Raw genomic sequence first — 15,600 nt, 5'->3', positions numbered from 1 at the left:
TCGATAACATCCCACAATTGGCTGGTACGCCAGATGCCAATCCGCGTACAGTGGCCTCATGGATTCGCGGATCAGCGCGCGGTCTCTCGCGGCGGCGCTCGGAGGGTGGCGCGGCAGCGGCCCGGTCTATGAGGCGCTCGCGGACGCGATCCGCCTCCTGTGCCTCGACAACCGGCTCGTTCCGCACACCGCCCTGCCCGCCGAGCGCGAGCTCGCCGCCGCGCTCGGACTCAGCCGAACGACCGTCGCCGCGGCCTATGCGAGCCTGCGCGACACCGCGCACATCCGCAGCATCCGCGGCTCGGGGAGCGTGACGCTGCCGCTCGCCCGCCGCGACCCCGGGATCCGGCCCGGCCAGGCCGACGCGATAGATCTGCAGCAGGCCTCGCCGCCGGCGTGGCCGGGACTGGCGGGCGTCTTCGCCGAGGTCGCCGCGCGGGCGACGACCCTCGTGGCGCGTGCCGGCTACGACGTCGTCGGGCAGCGGGAGCTGCGGGAGGCCGTGGCCCGGCGCTATCGCGAGCGGGGCCTGCCCACGCGGGCCGAGGAGGTGCTCGTCACGCCCGGCGCCCAGAGCGCGATCCACCTGCTCGCCGCGGTGCTCACCGCGCGCGCCGACCGCGTGCTGCTGGAGACTCCGACGTACCCGCACGCGGCCGACGCGTTCCGGCGTGCCGGCGGGCGGCTCGTGTCTGTGCCGGTGACCACCCGCGACGGCTGGGACCTCGATCGCGCCGAGCAGGCGTTCGCGCGGACGCTGCCGACCCTCGCCTACCTCATGCCGACCTTCCAGAACCCGACCGGCCGGACGATGACGCCTGTCGAGGCCGAGGCGATCGCGCGCGCGGCCGACCGCGCGGGGACGATCCTCATCGCCGATGAGACGACCGCCGAGCTCGCGATCGACGGCCCGCCCGCCGACCCGTTCGCTGCGGTGCCCGGCGTGATCCGCATCGGGTCGCTCGGCAAGACCGTGTGGGGCGGACTCCGGGTGGGCTGGATACGGGCGCCCGAGGAGACGATCGCGCGCCTCGCTGCGGCGCGGCCGGTGCACGACCTGGGCACGCCGGAGTTCGAGCAGGCCGTGGCCGTGGAGCTTCTGGCCCGCATGACGGAGATCGTGGCCCAGCGCTCGGCCCACCTGCGCGCCGGCCGTGACGCGCTCACGGCGGCCCTGCGCGCGGCCCTCCCCGCGTGGCGGGTGCCCGAGGTCGCGGGCGGCGTGTCGCTGTGGGTGGGACTGGATGCGCCGCTGAGCGCCCCGCTCGTCATGGCGGCGCGCGCGCGTGGCCTGTATCTGTCCGCGGGTGCCCGCTTCGCCGTCGAGGGGGGACATGACCGCCATCTGCGCGTGCCGTTCACCGCGCCCGTCGACGACCTCGAGCGCGCCGCGGCGATCCTCGCCGAGAGCTGGTCGGTCGCCGCGAGCACCGGCGGCGACGGCCGATTCGAGCGCCTCGAAGCCGTCGTCTGACCTCCTCCGTCTCAGACCGAGCACCGGAGGCACTCGAGCGCTTCGTCGGGCGACCAGAAGCGGCCGATCTCGCGGAACGCCCGCGTCGCGCTGTTGAAGCGCTCCGCCACGAACCGCCAGCCGCCGTCGACGTGGACCGCGCGCACGTGCCCGACGATGCGCCGGCCACGGTCGCTGACACGCCACCGCCCGTGGCCGACCCGCTGCAGCGACGCCCACGCGGGCGCGGTCGGCTGCGGCGCGGAGTCCGGGTGCGGCGCGGTGAGGATCGTCATGTCCGTCACGATATGCGGGGGCTCCGACATCGCCGTCGACCTCCCGTCCCCAGCCGCCGGCCGGCGCGTGGTCTCCCCAATCCGGGGGCGCGGTGCTCGGCCCGCCACGGTCGGAGGCGAGGGTGGGGAGCACTCCGGCGATCGACGGGCACGCGGTCGCCGGAGCATCCACCGAAGGGAAGCCGCCATGACCGAGATCCTCACCATCACCGGGAACGTCGCCACCGTCCCCGAGCAGCGCACGCTGCCCGGCGGCGCGACGGTCACCTCGTTCCGCCTCGCCGCCGCACATCGTCGCTTCGACAAGAACACCGGCGGATGGATCGACCAGTACACGAACTGGTATCAGGTCTCCGCCTTCCGGGGTCTCGGCGAGCACGCGCTCGCCTCCCTCCACCAGGGCGATCGCGTCATCGTCGTCGGTCGCATGCATCTGCGCGCGTGGGAGAACGGCACCCGCTCGGGCACGTCGGCCGACATCGAGGCCGACGCGATCGGGCACGACCTGCTCTTCGGCACGACGGTGTTCACCCGGACCGCCCGCCGTGACGGCGCGGCGGCGCCGCGCGAGGCCGCGGAGTCCGACGGCTCTCCCGCCGCCGCATCCGCGCCCCCGGCGGGCGCACGGGACGCGGACGGGTGGGCGATCCCGGCCACCGACGAGCTCGTCGGTGCGGCGGCGGCTGCCGACGCCGACACGCCGTTCTGAGCGCCGACCGTAGACTCGCGGTGTGGCCCGAACGCACGCGCTCCGCCGTCTCGCCGTGATCTCGCTTGTGAGCGCGTCGGTGCTCGTCACCGCCGGCTGCACGCCGCCGCAGCCGGAACCGTCCCCGAGCCCGACCGTCGCGGCGACCGTGCAGGCGCCGTCCGCGACGCCGACTCCCACTCCCACCGGACCGGCCCTCGTCCCCGAGGGCTCGGCGAGCGACAACCTGCCGTACTTCACGCAGATCGTGCAGGCGGTGTGGGCGACCCCCGATCAGGTGCGCGGACGCGCGTACGTCGACGCGCTCGTCGCCGGAGGGTTCGACAAGGCCGCGATGCAGGTCACCGCCGACGAGTCGACGGTCGGCAACCCCGCCGAGAGCATCCAGTTCTCGGTGCGATGGGGGAACGAGTGCCTCGTCGGTCAGGTCGGGCCGGCGACGGGGAACCCGGTCACGACCGTCCTGCCGGGCCTCGACGACGGCACGTGCCTCATCGGCACGACCCGGCCGATCGACTGGTGACGCGGCGGCCGCGTCCGCGCGGCCCCGTAGACTGGACCGGTTATGGCTGAATACATCTATTCGATGGTGCGCGCCCGCAAGGCCGTGGGCGACAAGCTGATCCTCGACGACGTCACGATGGCGTTCCTCCCCGGCGCGAAGATCGGCATGGTCGGTCCGAACGGCGCGGGAAAGTCCACGATCCTGAAGATCATGGCGGGCCTGGACACGCCTTCCAACGGCGAGGCGAAGCTCAGCCCGGGGTTCTCGGTCGGGATCCTCATGCAGGAGCCCGAGCTCGACGAGTCCAAGACGGTGCTCGAGAACATCCAGGACGGCATCGCGATCAAGGCGAAGCTCGACCGGTTCAACGAGATCTCGGCTCTCATGGCCGACCCCGACGCCGACTTCGACGCGCTTCTGGCCGAGATGGGCACCCTTCAGGAGGAGATCGACGCCGCCGACGCGTGGGACCTCGACTCCCAGCTGGAGCAGGCGATGGATGCGCTCCGCACGCCCCCGGGTGACGCCGCGATCGCTCCGCTCTCGGGCGGTGAGAAGCGCCGGGTGGCGCTGACGAAGCTCCTCCTGCAGAAGCCTGACCTCCTGCTCCTCGACGAGCCCACGAACCACCTCGACGCCGAGAGCGTGCTGTGGCTGGAGCAGCACCTGCAGAAGTACCCCGGCGCCGTCATCGCCATCACGCACGACCGGTACTTCCTCGACAACGTCGCGGAGTGGATCGCCGAGGTCGACCGCGGCCGGCTCATCGGCTACGAGGGCAACTACTCGACGTACCTGGAGAAGAAGGCCGAGCGCCTCGACGTCCAGGGCAAGAAGGACGCCAAGCTCGCCAAGCGCCTCAAGGAAGAGCTGGAGTGGGTCCGCTCCAACGCCAAGGGCCGTCAGGCGAAGTCGAAGGCCCGTCTCGCCCGCTACGAGGAGATGGCGGCCGAGGCCGATCGCACGCGCAAGCTCGACTTCGAGGAGATCCAGATCCCGCCGGGGCCGCGCCTGGGCAGCATCGTGATCGAGGCGAAGAACCTGCAGAAGCGCTTCGGCGACCGCTCGCTCATCGACGGGCTGAGCTTCAGCCTCCCGCCGAACGGCATCGTGGGCGTCATCGGCCCCAACGGCGTCGGGAAGACGACGCTGTTCAAGACGATCGTCGGTCTCGAGCCCCTCGACGGCGGCGACCTCAAGGTCGGCGAGACGGTCAAGATCAGCTACGTTGACCAGAGCCGCGCCAACATCGACCCGAGCAAGACGCTGTGGGAGGTCGTCTCGGACGGACTCGACATCATCACGGTGGGCAAGACGGAGATCCCCTCGCGCGCCTACGTGTCGAAGTTCGGCTTCAAGGGGCCCGACCAGCAGAAGAAGGCCGGCGTGCTCTCCGGCGGTGAGCGCAACCGCCTGAACCTGGCGCTGACCCTCAAGGAGGGCGGCAACCTGCTCCTCCTCGACGAGCCGACGAACGACCTGGACGTCGAGACGCTGCAGTCGCTCGAGAACGCGCTGCTGGAGTTCCCCGGCTGCGCCGTGGTGATCACGCACGACCGGTGGTTCCTCGACCGCATCGCGACGCACATCCTCGCGTACGAGGGCACCGAGGAGCACCCCGACCGCTGGCACTGGTTCGAGGGCAACTTCGAGGCGTACGAGGCGAACAAGATCGAGCGCCTGGGCCCGGATGCGGCGAACCCGCACCGCTCGACGTACCGCAAGCTCACGCGTGACTGACGGCTTCCGCATCCACGTCCCCATCCACCTGCGCTGGGGCGACCTGGACGCGCTCGGGCACGTGAACAACACGTCGATGCTGAAGCTCCTCGAAGAGGCGCGACTGCGCGCGTTCTGGAAAGGCGACGGAGCAGATCCTGCACCCCCGACGGCCGTGTTCGACATGGACGTCCTGGAGAACGGTGGGGCGCGGGCGACGCTCATCGCGCGGCAGGAGATCGAGTACTACCGCCCCGTGCCGTACACGCAGCGCCCGCTCGACGTGCAGCTGTGGATCGGCCGCATGGGCGGCTCGAGCGCAGATGTGTGCTTCGAGGTCTACAGCCCGGCAGGCGATCCGTCGCCGATCCTGTACGCTCGTGCGACGGCGGTCGTCGTGATCGTCGACACCGCGACCGGTCGCCCGATGCGCTGGAGCGCGGAGGAGCGCGCGGCGTGGGAGCCGTTCCTGGGCGACCCGATCGAGTACCGCCGCCGGGCGCAGGCCTGATCCGCCCTCGAGCGGACTCAGTCCTGCGGCACGCGGACGGTGATCTCCTGCGCGACGCTGGCGGCGAGCACGCCTTCGCGCGTGTAGATCCGCCCCGTGGCCAGGCCGCGGCCGCCGCGGGCGCTCGGGGACTCCTGCACGTACAGCAGCCAGTCGTCCACGCGGGCGTCGCGGTGCCACCACATCGCGTGGTCGAGGCTCGCGACCTTCAGCCCCGGGCGCGACCACGCGACGCCGTGCGCGCGCAGGATCGACTCCTGGATGGTCAGGTCGCTGAGGTAGGCCAGCACGGCGCGGTGCAGGAGCGGGTCGTCGGGGAGCCGCCGGCGGGCGCGCATCCACACCGCCTGCCGCGGTGCGGGCCGCTCGACGTCGAAGTAGATCGGCGACGGATCCCAGCGGATGTCCACGGGACGCTCGGCGAGCAGCCGCCGCGTCATCGGATGCTGCGCCGCCGGCCCGGCGGCGGGATCGGGGAGATCCCCGGGCGGGGCGACATCGGGCATCGGCTCCTGGTGGTCCAGGCCCGGGTCCGAGGTCTGGAACGACGCGATGGCGGAGAAGATGGGCACACCGGACTGGTAGCCCTGGGTGCGCCGCGTGGAGAAGGACCGACCGTCGTGGATGCGGTCGACGCCGAACGTGACGGGCTGGGACGCGTCGCCCGGCCGGAGGAAGTAGCCGTGCATCGAGTGCGCCCGGCGGTCGTCGGGCATCGTTCGCGAGGCCGCGATCAGAGCCTGCGCGAGCACCTGGCCGCCGTAGATGCGCCCCGTGGGCATCGGCTGCGACACCGCGGTGAAGATGTCCTCGCTCGTGCGGGCGCCGGCATCCCGCAGATCCAGCACGTTCAGCAGTGCATCCACCGGATCGGCGTTGTCCGTCACGAGCCCTCCCGACGGCGGACCGTCCGCCGCTTGCTAGTTTAGAGCGGGTGTCCGCCCGCCTCGTTCTCCCCGACGCCGAGGCCGCCGCCGACCTCCTGACCTTCGCCTCCCGTGCCGCACGGGTCGGCGACGGCAACGTCCGCCTGCAGGGGCGCGACGGCGTGCTGGTCGTCACGGCGGCGCCGATCGCGCCGCAGACCCTGCTCGAGCCGCTGCCGACGGTCCTCGGGCTCCGCGTGCTGCCGGTCGACCCCGAGCTCGAGTGCGACCTCGTGGTGGCGGCCGACGCGCTCACGCCCGCGCTCGACGATCCGACGGCCGTCGCGCTGCCGACGACCGCCGTGACGGCCGCGTGGGCCGGTGTGTCGCCCCCGCGCGGCGGGTGGACGGAGTCGGCCCGCCTGTCGGCAGCCGTCCTGGCAGCCCGAGCGCAGTGGGGCATCGCGGCGGTGGCCGAGGCGCTGCCGCCGTCTCCGGGGGAGGAGATCGTCCGGTCGGTGCGTGGCCACGTCTGGGGCGCGCCCGACGACGAGCTCGGCGGCCTGCCGCGCGGCGTGGCCTTCGCGGCCTTCTCGCTCGGTTTCGTCTCGGGCGAGGAGGAGGCGGTCGTCCGCACGGCCGGCCCGTGGACCCGCGTGACTCTCGCCCGCGGTCACGTGCTCAGCCGCACGACGATCCGCGCGGGTCTGACGCCGGTCCGGCGCACCGGCCCGGCGTCCTGACGCCGCCGGCTCAGACCGCGGAGGCGGCGGATCGTCCCGCGGCGCGGCCGGAGAACAGACATCCGCCGAGGAACGTCCCCTCGAGCGCCCGGTATCCGTGCACGCCGCCGCCGCCGAAGCCGCTGGCCTCGCCGGCGGCGTAGAGCCCCGCTACCGGTGACCCGTCGGCGCCCAGCGCCCGGCCGGACAGATCGGTCTCGATACCGCCGAGCGACTTGCGGGTCAGGACATGCAGTCGGACGGCGATGAGAGGCCCCGCGGCGGGCTCGAGGATGCGGTGCGGCGCCGCGGTGCGGATCAGCCGGTCGCCGCGGAACGCGCGGGCCGAGCGCAGCATCGCGATCTGCGCGTCCTTCGTGAAGTCGTTGGGGATCTCCCGGTCGCGGGCCACGAGCTCGGTGCGTGCGCGCTCGATATCCAGCACCTCGCCGCCGGGAAGCGCGCGCATCCCGGCCAGGAGCGCGTCGAGGTCGTCGCGCACGACGAAGTCCTCGCCGTGGTCGAGGAAGGCCTGCACGGGTCCGGCCGCGCCCTTCCCGAGGCGCGATCTGACGAGGAGTCCGACGTCCTTGCCGGTGAGGTCGGGGTTCTGCTCACTGCCGGAGAGCGTGAACTCCTTCTCGACGATGCGCGAGGACAGCACGAACCACGAGTGGTCGTGTCCGGTCGCGCGCAGGTGGCGGAGCGTGCCGAGCGTGTCGAACCCGGGGAACAGGGGAGCGGGCAGGCGCGCGCCGGTTGCGTCGAGCCAGACCGACGACGGCCCGGGGAGGATCCGGATGCCGTGGTGGGCCCACACGGGGTCCCAATTGCGGATGCCCTCGACGTAGTGCCACATGCGGTCCATGTTGATCACGCGTGCGCCCGCCGCGGCCGACGGGGCCAGCATCGAGCCGTCGACGTACGCGGGGACGCCGGCGACCATGTCGTCGGGCGGTGTGCCGAGCGCGGCGGGCCAGTTCGCGCGGACGAGGTCGTGATCGCCGCCGATGCCGCCGGAGGACACGATGGTCGCGGCGGCCCGGATCTCGAAGTCGTCCACCCTCTCGCGGGACGATGCGGCGCCGCGCGGCGCTCCGCTGGGCGCGAGGACGGCGCCGGAGGCTCCGACGACCGCGCCGTCGGCCGTGTCGAGCCGCTCCACGCGATGGCGCTCGAGGATGCGCACGCGGCCTTCACGCTCGGCCTCGGCGACGGCGCCCGCGAACGGCGCGACGATGCCGGGGCCGGTGCCCCACGTGATGTGGAAGCGCGGCACGGAGTTGCCGGGGCCCGTGGCCGTGTACCCGCCGCGCTCGGCCCAGCCCACGATCGGGAAGAAGCTGACGCCGAGCTCGCGCAGCCAGGCCCGCTTCTCGCCGGCGGCGAAGTCGAGGTAGGCCTCCGCCCACCGCCGCGGCCAGGCGTCCTCGTCGCGGTCGAATCCCGCGGTGCCGAACCAGTCCTGCCGGGCGAGGTCGAGGGAGTCGGTGATGCCGAGACGCCGCTGCTCGGGCGAGTCGACGAAGAACAGACCGCCGAACGACCACCACGCCTGCCCCCCGAGGTTCGCACGCGGCTCCTGATCGACGATCGTCACGCGCCGGCCCGCAGCGAGTGCCTCGCGGGCGGCGACGAGGCCGGCCAGGCCCCACCCGATCACGAGCACGTCGGTCTCGATCGTGGTCCGGCTCATCGCGACTCCTTCGTCGTCGACCGCGTCAGCGGGGTGCGTCGGGATGCAGCGGCAGCTGCGGGCGCGAGCCGGCCGGGCTCGCGGACATCGTGTTGACCATGGCAGAGGCGGCGCGCGAGAGGTAGTCCCACAGCGTCGCCTCGTGCAGCGGGGGGAGCTGCAGCTCGTCGACGGCCGTGCGCATGCAGCGCAGCCATCGGTCGCGCGCGTCGGCGTCGACGGGGAACGGCATGTGCCGCATCCGCAGACGCGGATGCCCGCGCTGCTCGCTGTACGTCGTCGGGCCGCCCCAGTACTGCATGAGGAAGAGCGCGAGGCGCTCCTCGGCAGGGCCGAGGTCCTCCTCGGGGTACATCGGCTTGAGCACCGGGTCGGCCGCGACCTCGCGGTAGAACACCGACACGAGGCGGCGGAACGTCGGCTCGCCGCCGACCTCGTCGTAGAAGCTGAGGGGAGTGGTCACGCGCCGACCTCCGCGTCGTCGGTGGGTGGCGCCGGGGGGTTCTTCGGCTTCGCGGCCTTGGGCTTCGGGGCCCGCGCGGCCGGCGGCGTGCGCGGTCCGTCCGCAGCTGCGGCCGTCGAGACGGCGTCCTCCGCAGGGGCGTCGCGCTTGCGTCGCGGCTTCCACACCGGCCGCTCGGGGGCGGCGACGGGTGTGGGCTTCGTCTTCGGCGGGTTCGCACCGCGCACGCGCGCGGCCCCTTCGAGCCCCGACAGCGTGATCGAGTTGAGCTGGGGCAGCTTCAGACCGAGGCCGTCGATCGCGTTCTTCAGCCGCATCCGCAGCTCGCGCGCGACGTCGTCCTTCGCGTTCGCGCGGGTCTTCATGACGAGGCGGATGACCAGCGCGTCGCCGGTGACCGACTCCAGGCCCCACACCTCGGGCTGCTCGATCACGCGCGTGCGCCACTTCGGGTCTTTCGCGAGCGACTGCGCCGCATCGAGCATCGCCTTCTCGACCTCGGCGATGTCGGCGTCGACCGGGACGGCGAGGTCGATGATGACGCGCGACCACCCCTGCGACATGTTGCCGATGCGCAGCACTTCGCCGTTGCGCACGTACCACAGCGTGCCGTTGACATCCCGGACGTGGGTGACGCGGACGCTCACGTACTCGACCACGCCCGTCGCGAGCCCGAGGTCGACGACGTCGCCGATACCGATCTGGTCCTCGGCCACGATGAACAGCCCGTTGAGGACGTCCTTGACGATGTTCTGCGCGCCGAAGCCGAGGCCGGCGCCGATCGCCGCCGTCAGCAGCGTCAGCGACCCGAGCACGTCGGGCGCGAGCACGCCGACGATCAGCACGATCGCGACGATGACGATCGCGACGTTGACGATGTTCTGCAGGATCGAGCCGAGCGTGCGCGTGCGCTGGACGAGGCGCACCGCCGCGAGCGGCGAGCGCTCGAGGGCCTGGGTGTCGTCGACGTTGGCCTGGCGCTTCGCGCCGTTGACGATGCGCTGCACGACGCGGCGGATGACGAAGCGGAGGACCCAGGCGAGCACGATCGCACCGACCGCGATCGCGAGCGCGCCGAGGATCTTCATCCCCGCGTCCCAGAACCAGGCTCCGACCTGCTGCCAGCCTTCCGGCTGCGTGAGATTGGGGAATCCGTTCATCGTCACCATCGTATCGGCGCCGCCCTCCGCGCTCCCTGGACGCTGGACGTCGGGGAGCGCGGAGGTTGGCCGGTGCTACTCGGCGTCGCGCTCCTGGACGGCGAGGGCGCGCTCGACGCCGGCGAGATTCTCCTGCACCAGGCGGCGCAGTGCGGGCGCGGCGTCGGTGTGCGCGGCCAGCCACGCGCGCGTCGCGTCGCGGAGCGCCGCGTTCGCCAGCGGAGCGGGGTAGAGCCCGACGATGAGGTACTGCGCGATCTGGTACGTGCGCGACTCCCAGACGGGCAGCAGCATGTCGAAGTAGGGCGTGACGAACTCCGTGAGGTCGGCGACGGTCGCGGGGTGGACGAAGCCGGCCGCCGCCGCCCGCACGATCGTGTTCGGCGCGTCGTCCTTGACGACGAGGCCGTCCCACGCGGCGAGCTTGGCCTCGGCACCCGGGAGCGCCGCCTTCGCCTGGGCGGCGAACTCGCCGCCCTTGGCGGTGTTGTCCGCGGCGAGGGCGGCCTCGATGTCCTTCGCCGTGACGAGGCCGCCGGCGGCGAGGGAGACCAGGAGCTGCCACGACAGGTCGGTGTCGATGTCCAGGCCCTCGAGCGCCGTCGTGCCGTCGCGGAGCGCGCGCACGCGCTCCCATTGCTCCGGCGTGGCCGCGGCCGAGGCGAAGTTGGTCACGAACTGCAGCTGCGAGTCGCTGCCGGCCTCCGCGCCCTGCGCGAGCTCCCACAGCCCGTCGGCCACGCGCGCGCGGGTCGTGTCGCGCGTGTCGGGGGCGACGTAGGCGTTGGCCGCGAGCTGCAGCTGCGCGAGGGTCGTGCGCACCGTGGTCGACTCGGTCTCCGAGCCGATGTTCTGCAGGACCAGCTCGACGTAGTCCGACGCCGAGGACTCCGCGTCGCGGGTCTGATCCCACGCCGCACCCCACACGAGTGAGCGCGCGAGCGGGTCGGAGATGTCCTTCAGGTGCGCGATCGCGGTGCGCAGCGACCGGTCGTCGAGCCGGATCTTCGCGTAGGCGAGGTCGTTGTCGTTGAGCAGGACGAGGTCGGGGCGCTTCATGCCCTTGAGCTCGGGCACGTCGGTGCGGTCGCCGTCGACGTCGAGCTCGAGGTAGTGCACGCGCTCGAGGGCGCCGCCCTGCAGCGCGTAGAAGCCGACGCCCAGGCGATGCGGCCGGATGGTCGGGTAGTCGGCCGGTGCGGTCTGCACGATGGCGAACCGCGAGATCGTGCCGTCGGAGGACTCCTCGATCAGCGGCGACAGCGTGTTGACGCCCGCGGTCTCGAGCCACTTGCGGGCCCAGCCGCCGAGGTCCCGTCCGCTCGTGGCCTCGAGCTCGGCGAGGAGGTCACCGACCTCCGTGTTGGACCACTCGTGCTTCTGGAAGTACGCGGCCACGCCGGCGAAGAACTGCTCGATGCCCACCCACGCGGCCAGCTGCTTGAGGACCGATCCGCCCTTGGCGTAGGTGATGCCGTCGAAGTTGACCTGGACGTCCTCGAGGTCGTTGATCTCCGCGACGACGGGGTGCGTCGACGGCAGCTGGTCCTGCCGGTACGCCCATGTCTTCTCCATCGCGTTGAAGGTGGTCCACGCGGCGTCCCACTCGGTGGCCTCCGCGGTCGCGATGGTCGACGCCCACTCGGCGAACGACTCGTTCAGCCACAGGTCGTTCCACCACTTCATGGTCACGAGGTCGCCGAACCACATGTGCGCAAGCTCGTGCAGGATCGTGACGACGCGGCGTTCCTTCACCGCATCCGTGACCTTGCTGCGGAAGACGTAGGTCTCGGTGAAGGTGACGGCTCCGGCGTTCTCCATCGCCCCGGCGTTGAACTCAGGCACGAAGAGCTGGTCGTACTTGGCGAACGGATACGGGTAGTCGAACTTCTCCTCGTAGTACGCGAAGCCCTCGCGTGTCTTGTCGAAGATGTAGTCGGCGTCGAGGTACTGCCACAGGCTCTTGCGCGCGTACACGCCGAGCGGGATGACGCGGCCGGACGCGCTCGTCAGCTCCGAGAACGTCGACGCGTACGGGCCGGCGATGAGCGCGGTGATGTACGAGGAGATGCGGGGAGTGGGCTCGAAGGCCCACGTGGCGGTGCCGTCGCCGCGGCGCGTGGGGTCGGGCGTCGGCGAGTTGGACACGACGGCCCACTCCTCGGGCGCCCTGACGGTGAACTGGAACGTCGCCTTGAGGTCCGGCTGTTCGAACACCGTGAACATCCGACGCGAGTCGGGCACCTCGAACTGGGTGTAGAGGTAGACCTCGCCGTCGACCGGGTCGACGAAGCGGTGCAGGCCCTCGCCCGTGTTCGTGTACGCGCAGTCGGCCACGACGACGAGCTCGTTCTGCGCCTGCAGGCCGGTGAGCTCGATCCGCGAGTCGCGGTGCGCCGAGACGGGTACGTCGCGGCCGTTCAGCGTGATCGAATGGACGTAGCCGGAGATCAGGTCGATGAACGAGTCCGCGCCCTCCGTCGCGGCGAACCGCACGCGCGTGGTGGAGCCGAAGACCTCGGCGCCGCGCGTGAGGTCGAGTTCCACCTCGTAGTGGATGCCGCCGCCCGCGGTCGGGTCGATGACGGCGCGTCGCTGCTGCGCTTCGATGCGGGTGAGGTTCTCTCCAGGCACGTGCAAGCTCCCAGGGGTGAAGGGCGGAGGACGCCGCGGCACTGCTGACGCCGACGGCAACCGTCACAGCCTAGCGCCGCCCGCGCTCGCGGCCGCCCCACAGCGCGGCGGTGTGAAAATGGGTGACGTGACGATCGACGCCCCGCGAGAGAACGCCCCCTCCGCCGAACCCGTCCCCTTCGCCAGCCCCGCCGCACGGCCCGGCCGTCCGTGGGTCGAGGAGCCCGTCGCGTACGACGCCGTGCTGCTCGCCGGCTTCGGCGGGCCCGAGGGACAGGACGATGTCATCCCGTTCCTGCGCAACGTGACGCGCGGCCGCGGCATCCCCGACGAGCGCCTCGAAGAGGTCGCCCACCACTACCGCCACTTCGGCGGCGTGAGCCCCATCAACGAGCAGAACCGTGCGCTGAAGGCGGCTCTGGAGAAGGAGATCGCCCGCCGCGGGCTCGACCTGCCGGTCTACTGGGGCAACCGCAACTGGGCGCCCTACCTCGAGGACGCGGTGCAGGAGGCCGCCGCCGCCGGCGACACCACGCTCCTCGCGGTCGCCACGAGCGCCTACAGCTCCTTCTCGAGCTGCCGGCAGTACCGCGAGGACTTCGCCCGGGTCCTCACGGCGACCGACCTCGCGGGCACCGTGACGATCGACAAGGTGCGGCAGTTCTTCGACCACCCCGGCTTCGTCGAGACCTTCGTCGAAGGCGTGCGCGGCGCGATCGCGCAGCTCGTCTCCGACGGCTACGCACCCGCGGACATCCGGGTGCTCTTCTCGACGCACTCGATCCCCACGGCCGACGCCGAACGGTCGGGACCGCGTGACCGCGACTTCGGTCCGGGCGGCGCGTACGAGGCGCAGCATCTCGCGGTCGCGGAGGTCGTGATGGCGGAGGCGGCACCGGAGGTGTCGTGGTCGCTGGTCTATCAGTCCCGTTCCGGCCCGCCGTCGCAGCCGTGGCTCGAGCCCGACGTCAACGACGAGATCCGCTCCCTCGCCGAAGCAGGGGTGCGCGCTGTGGCGATCGTCCCGCTCGGGTTCGTCAGCGACCACATGGAAGTGCTGTGGGATCTCGACACCGAGGCCATGGAGACCGCGGAGGAGGTCGGCATCCGGGCCGTCCGCACGCCGACTCCCGGCGTCGACCCGGCCTACGTGTCGGGCCTGGTCGACCTCATCGAGGAGCGGCTGCGCGGAGTGCCCGCCGCGGACCGCCCGCACCGCACGGCGCTCGGTCCGTGGTTCGACGTGTGCCGGCCGGGATGCTGCGAGAACGTGCGCGCCGGCTTCAAGCCCGCGGCCTCCGGGGTCGCTCCCTAGGATGAGCCCCATGCGCATCCACATCGCCACCGATCACGCGGGGCTGGACTTCTCCACGCAGCTGCAGCACCACCTCGCCGAGCAGGGGCACGACGTCATCGACCACGGCCCGCTCGAGTACGACCCGGTCGACGACTACCCGGCCTTCTGCATCCGGGCCGCGCAGGCGGTCGTCCACGACCAGGCCGCCGGGATCGAGACGCTGGGCGTCGTCTTCGGCGGCTCGGGCAACGGCGAGCAGATCGCGGCCAACAAGGTGCGCGGCATCCGCGCGGCCCTCGTGTGGAACATCCCGACCGCCGAGCTCGCGCGCCAGCACAACGATGCGAACGTCATCGCGATCGGCGCCCGCCAGCACACGTTCGAGGAGGCGGCCTCGTTCATCGACCGCTTCATCGCGACGCCGTTCTCGGGCGAGGAGCGCCACGCGCGTCGCATCGCGCAGATCGCGGCCTACGAGGACGACGGCTCGCTCCTGCCCGACCCGCGCGCCACGACGGCGGGGCCGGACGTGCTCGACGCGAGCGACACGTTCGACCCGGAAGCGGGCTGATGCCGGAGGGACATTCCGTCCACCGCATCGCGCGCCAGTTCGATCGCAACGTCGTCGGGCGACGTGTCGCCGCCTCGAGCCCGCAGGGGCGCTTCGTCGAGGGAGCGTCGGTGATCGACGGGCGCGAGGCGCTGTCGGTGCGGGCCGTCGGCAAGCAGATGTTCCTCGAGTTCGAGGGCGACACGTGGCTGCGTGTGCACCTGGGCATGTACGGCGCGTGGGATTTCTCGGGCGAGATCGTGGTCGATCCGACCATCGCCGCGGCCAACGGGCGCATGGGGCAGACGAACCAGCGCGGCACCGTCCTGGCCGACGAGCCGATCCTGGATGCGGCGGGCGAGAACTCGCTCACCTCGATCGGGGCGCCGCGTCGCGCGCGCGGGCGGGTGCGCATGTCGGAGCAGACGACGGGGCTCGCGGACGACGCCCAGTGGCCGCCGCCGGTGGTCGGGCAGGTGCGCCTGCGTCTGCTGACCGCCACCACGTGCGCCGACCTGCGCGGTCCGACGGCGTGCGAGCTGCAGACGCCCGACGAGGTGGCGGCCACGATCGCGAAGCTCGGCCCCGATCCGCTCGTCGACGACCCCGCCGACGGAGAGGAGCGCTTCGTCACGGCCGTGCGCAAGCGCGCCACCCCGATCGGTCTGCTGCTGATGGATCAGACGGTCGTGTCGGGGATCGGCAACGTCTACCGCGCCGAACTGCTGTTCCGGACGCGGCTGAACCCGCACACGCCGGGGCGCGAGGTGCCCGAGGAGGTCGTGCGAGACATCTGGCGCGACTGGGTGCGGCTTCTCGCCATCGGCGTCGAGACCGGTCAGATGATGACGATGGACGACCTCGATCCGGAGTCGTACCGGCGGGCGATGGCATCGCGCGACGACCGGCACTGGGTCTACCATCGCGCGGGGCTGCCGTGCCGCGTGTGCGGGACGGGGATCGTCGTCGAGGAAGCGGCCGGTCGCAAGCTCTACTACTGCCCGTTCTGCCAGCGGTGA

Annotated in this window: 15 protein-coding genes; 9 read left to right on the top strand and 6 right to left on the bottom strand. The window is 72.1% G+C overall.

From position 1 onward, the window contains the following. Positions 1–58 precede the first annotated feature (58 nt). Entirely contained in the window at positions 59–1,474 is a 1,416-nt protein-coding gene (locus tag EI169_RS09415; protein WP_125132091.1) for a PLP-dependent aminotransferase family protein, read from the top strand. An 11-nt stretch (positions 1,475–1,485) separates the two neighbouring features. Here the strand turns inward: EI169_RS09415 and EI169_RS09410 are convergent, their stop codons facing one another. Continuing rightward, positions 1,486–1,749: a hypothetical protein gene (locus tag EI169_RS09410; RefSeq protein ID WP_240640390.1), complete on the bottom strand. Its 264-nt coding sequence runs from the start codon at positions 1,747–1,749 to the stop codon at positions 1,486–1,488. Positions 1,750–1,936: 187 nt separating this feature from the next. On the opposite strand from EI169_RS09410, the gene EI169_RS16590 reads away from it, so the two are divergent. From EI169_RS16590 to EI169_RS09390, 4 genes are read left to right on the top strand one after another with little or no spacing between them, the layout of a single operon-like run. Beyond that, complete coding sequence (locus tag EI169_RS16590; RefSeq protein WP_164515478.1) at positions 1,937–2,458, top strand: single-stranded DNA-binding protein; 522 nt, start codon at positions 1,937–1,939, stop codon at positions 2,456–2,458. Positions 2,459–2,480: 22 nt separating this feature from the next. After that, complete coding sequence (locus EI169_RS16695) at positions 2,481–2,981, top strand: hypothetical protein (protein ID WP_205783771.1); 501 nt, start codon at positions 2,481–2,483, stop codon at positions 2,979–2,981. A 42-nt stretch (positions 2,982–3,023) separates the two neighbouring features. Next, positions 3,024–4,703 (top strand): energy-dependent translational throttle protein EttA, encoded by a 1,680-nt coding sequence (ettA, locus tag EI169_RS09395; protein ID WP_125132089.1) that lies wholly within the window; start codon positions 3,024–3,026, stop codon positions 4,701–4,703. After that, positions 4,696–5,193 (top strand): thioesterase family protein, encoded by a 498-nt coding sequence (locus tag EI169_RS09390; RefSeq protein WP_125132088.1) that lies wholly within the window; start codon positions 4,696–4,698, stop codon positions 5,191–5,193. The genes ettA and EI169_RS09390 overlap by 8 nt, the downstream gene beginning before the upstream one ends. Positions 5,194–5,210: 17 nt before the next feature. Here the strand turns inward: EI169_RS09390 and EI169_RS09385 are convergent, their stop codons facing one another. Further along, positions 5,211–6,080, bottom strand: coding sequence for an acyl-CoA thioesterase II (locus EI169_RS09385; RefSeq protein ID WP_240640389.1), 870 nt, complete (start codon positions 6,078–6,080; stop codon positions 5,211–5,213). A 47-nt stretch (positions 6,081–6,127) separates the two neighbouring features. Between EI169_RS09385 and EI169_RS09380 the strand changes: the two genes are divergently transcribed. Then, positions 6,128–6,802 (top strand): hypothetical protein, encoded by a 675-nt coding sequence (locus EI169_RS09380; RefSeq protein ID WP_125132087.1) that lies wholly within the window; start codon positions 6,128–6,130, stop codon positions 6,800–6,802. A gap of 10 nt (positions 6,803–6,812) precedes the next feature. Here EI169_RS09380 and EI169_RS09375 read toward each other — a convergent pair whose 3' ends face one another. From EI169_RS09375 to pepN, 4 genes are all read right to left on the bottom strand, one after another. Beyond that, complete coding sequence (locus EI169_RS09375) at positions 6,813–8,477, bottom strand: FAD-binding dehydrogenase (RefSeq protein ID WP_125132086.1); 1,665 nt, start codon at positions 8,475–8,477, stop codon at positions 6,813–6,815. A 25-nt stretch (positions 8,478–8,502) separates the two neighbouring features. After that, positions 8,503–8,940 (bottom strand): globin, encoded by a 438-nt coding sequence (locus EI169_RS09370; RefSeq protein WP_125132085.1) that lies wholly within the window; start codon positions 8,938–8,940, stop codon positions 8,503–8,505. Beyond that, positions 8,937–10,028 (bottom strand): mechanosensitive ion channel domain-containing protein, encoded by a 1,092-nt coding sequence (locus EI169_RS09365; protein ID WP_240640731.1) that lies wholly within the window; start codon positions 10,026–10,028, stop codon positions 8,937–8,939. The genes EI169_RS09370 and EI169_RS09365 overlap by 4 nt, the downstream gene beginning before the upstream one ends. 147 nt (positions 10,029–10,175) lie before the next feature. Continuing rightward, positions 10,176–12,734 (bottom strand): aminopeptidase N, encoded by a 2,559-nt coding sequence (gene pepN, locus EI169_RS09360; RefSeq protein ID WP_125132083.1) that lies wholly within the window; start codon positions 12,732–12,734, stop codon positions 10,176–10,178. 118 nt (positions 12,735–12,852) lie between these two features. On the opposite strand from pepN, the gene EI169_RS09355 reads away from it, so the two are divergent. The 3 genes from EI169_RS09355 to EI169_RS09345 are packed head-to-tail and all read left to right on the top strand — an operon-like array spanning position 12,853 to position 15,600. Further along, a complete protein-coding gene (locus EI169_RS09355) occupies positions 12,853–14,049 on the top strand; it encodes a ferrochelatase (RefSeq protein ID WP_125132082.1) in 1,197 nt (398 codons plus the stop codon). Positions 14,050–14,059: 10 nt separating this feature from the next. Continuing rightward, positions 14,060–14,602, top strand: a complete 543-nt coding sequence (locus EI169_RS09350; protein WP_125132081.1) for a ribose-5-phosphate isomerase — start codon at positions 14,060–14,062, stop codon at positions 14,600–14,602. After that, complete coding sequence (locus tag EI169_RS09345) at positions 14,602–15,600, top strand: DNA-formamidopyrimidine glycosylase family protein (RefSeq protein ID WP_125132080.1); 999 nt, start codon at positions 14,602–14,604, stop codon at positions 15,598–15,600. The genes EI169_RS09350 and EI169_RS09345 overlap by 1 nt, the downstream gene beginning before the upstream one ends.

Origin of the sequence: Microbacterium sp. 10M-3C3 (assembly GCF_003931875.1) — a bacterium.
Classification (GTDB): Bacteria; Actinomycetota; Actinomycetes; order Actinomycetales; family Microbacteriaceae; genus Microbacterium.
Note: the sequence above shows the minus strand (reverse complement) of the source record. Positions and strands in the feature narration are given on the sequence as shown.

Coding starts and splice junctions, on each gene's coding strand:
- EI169_RS09365 (WP_240640731.1), bottom strand. CDS start 10,028: ATGAAGATCCTCGGCGCGCTCGCGATCGCGGTCGGTGCGATCGTGCTC.
- EI169_RS09350 (WP_125132081.1), top strand. CDS start 14,060: ATGCGCATCCACATCGCCACCGATCACGCGGGGCTGGACTTCTCCACG.
- EI169_RS09410 (WP_240640390.1), bottom strand. CDS start 1,749: ATGACGATCCTCACCGCGCCGCACCCGGACTCCGCGCCGCAGCCGACC.
- EI169_RS09355 (WP_125132082.1), top strand. CDS start 12,853: ATGGGTGACGTGACGATCGACGCCCCGCGAGAGAACGCCCCCTCCGCC.
- EI169_RS16590 (WP_164515478.1), top strand. CDS start 1,937: ATGACCGAGATCCTCACCATCACCGGGAACGTCGCCACCGTCCCCGAG.
- EI169_RS09375 (WP_125132086.1), bottom strand. CDS start 8,477: ATGAGCCGGACCACGATCGAGACCGACGTGCTCGTGATCGGGTGGGGC.
- EI169_RS09345 (WP_125132080.1), top strand. CDS start 14,602: ATGCCGGAGGGACATTCCGTCCACCGCATCGCGCGCCAGTTCGATCGC.
- ettA (WP_125132089.1), top strand. CDS start 3,024: ATGGCTGAATACATCTATTCGATGGTGCGCGCCCGCAAGGCCGTGGGC.
- EI169_RS09415 (WP_125132091.1), top strand. CDS start 59: ATGGATTCGCGGATCAGCGCGCGGTCTCTCGCGGCGGCGCTCGGAGGG.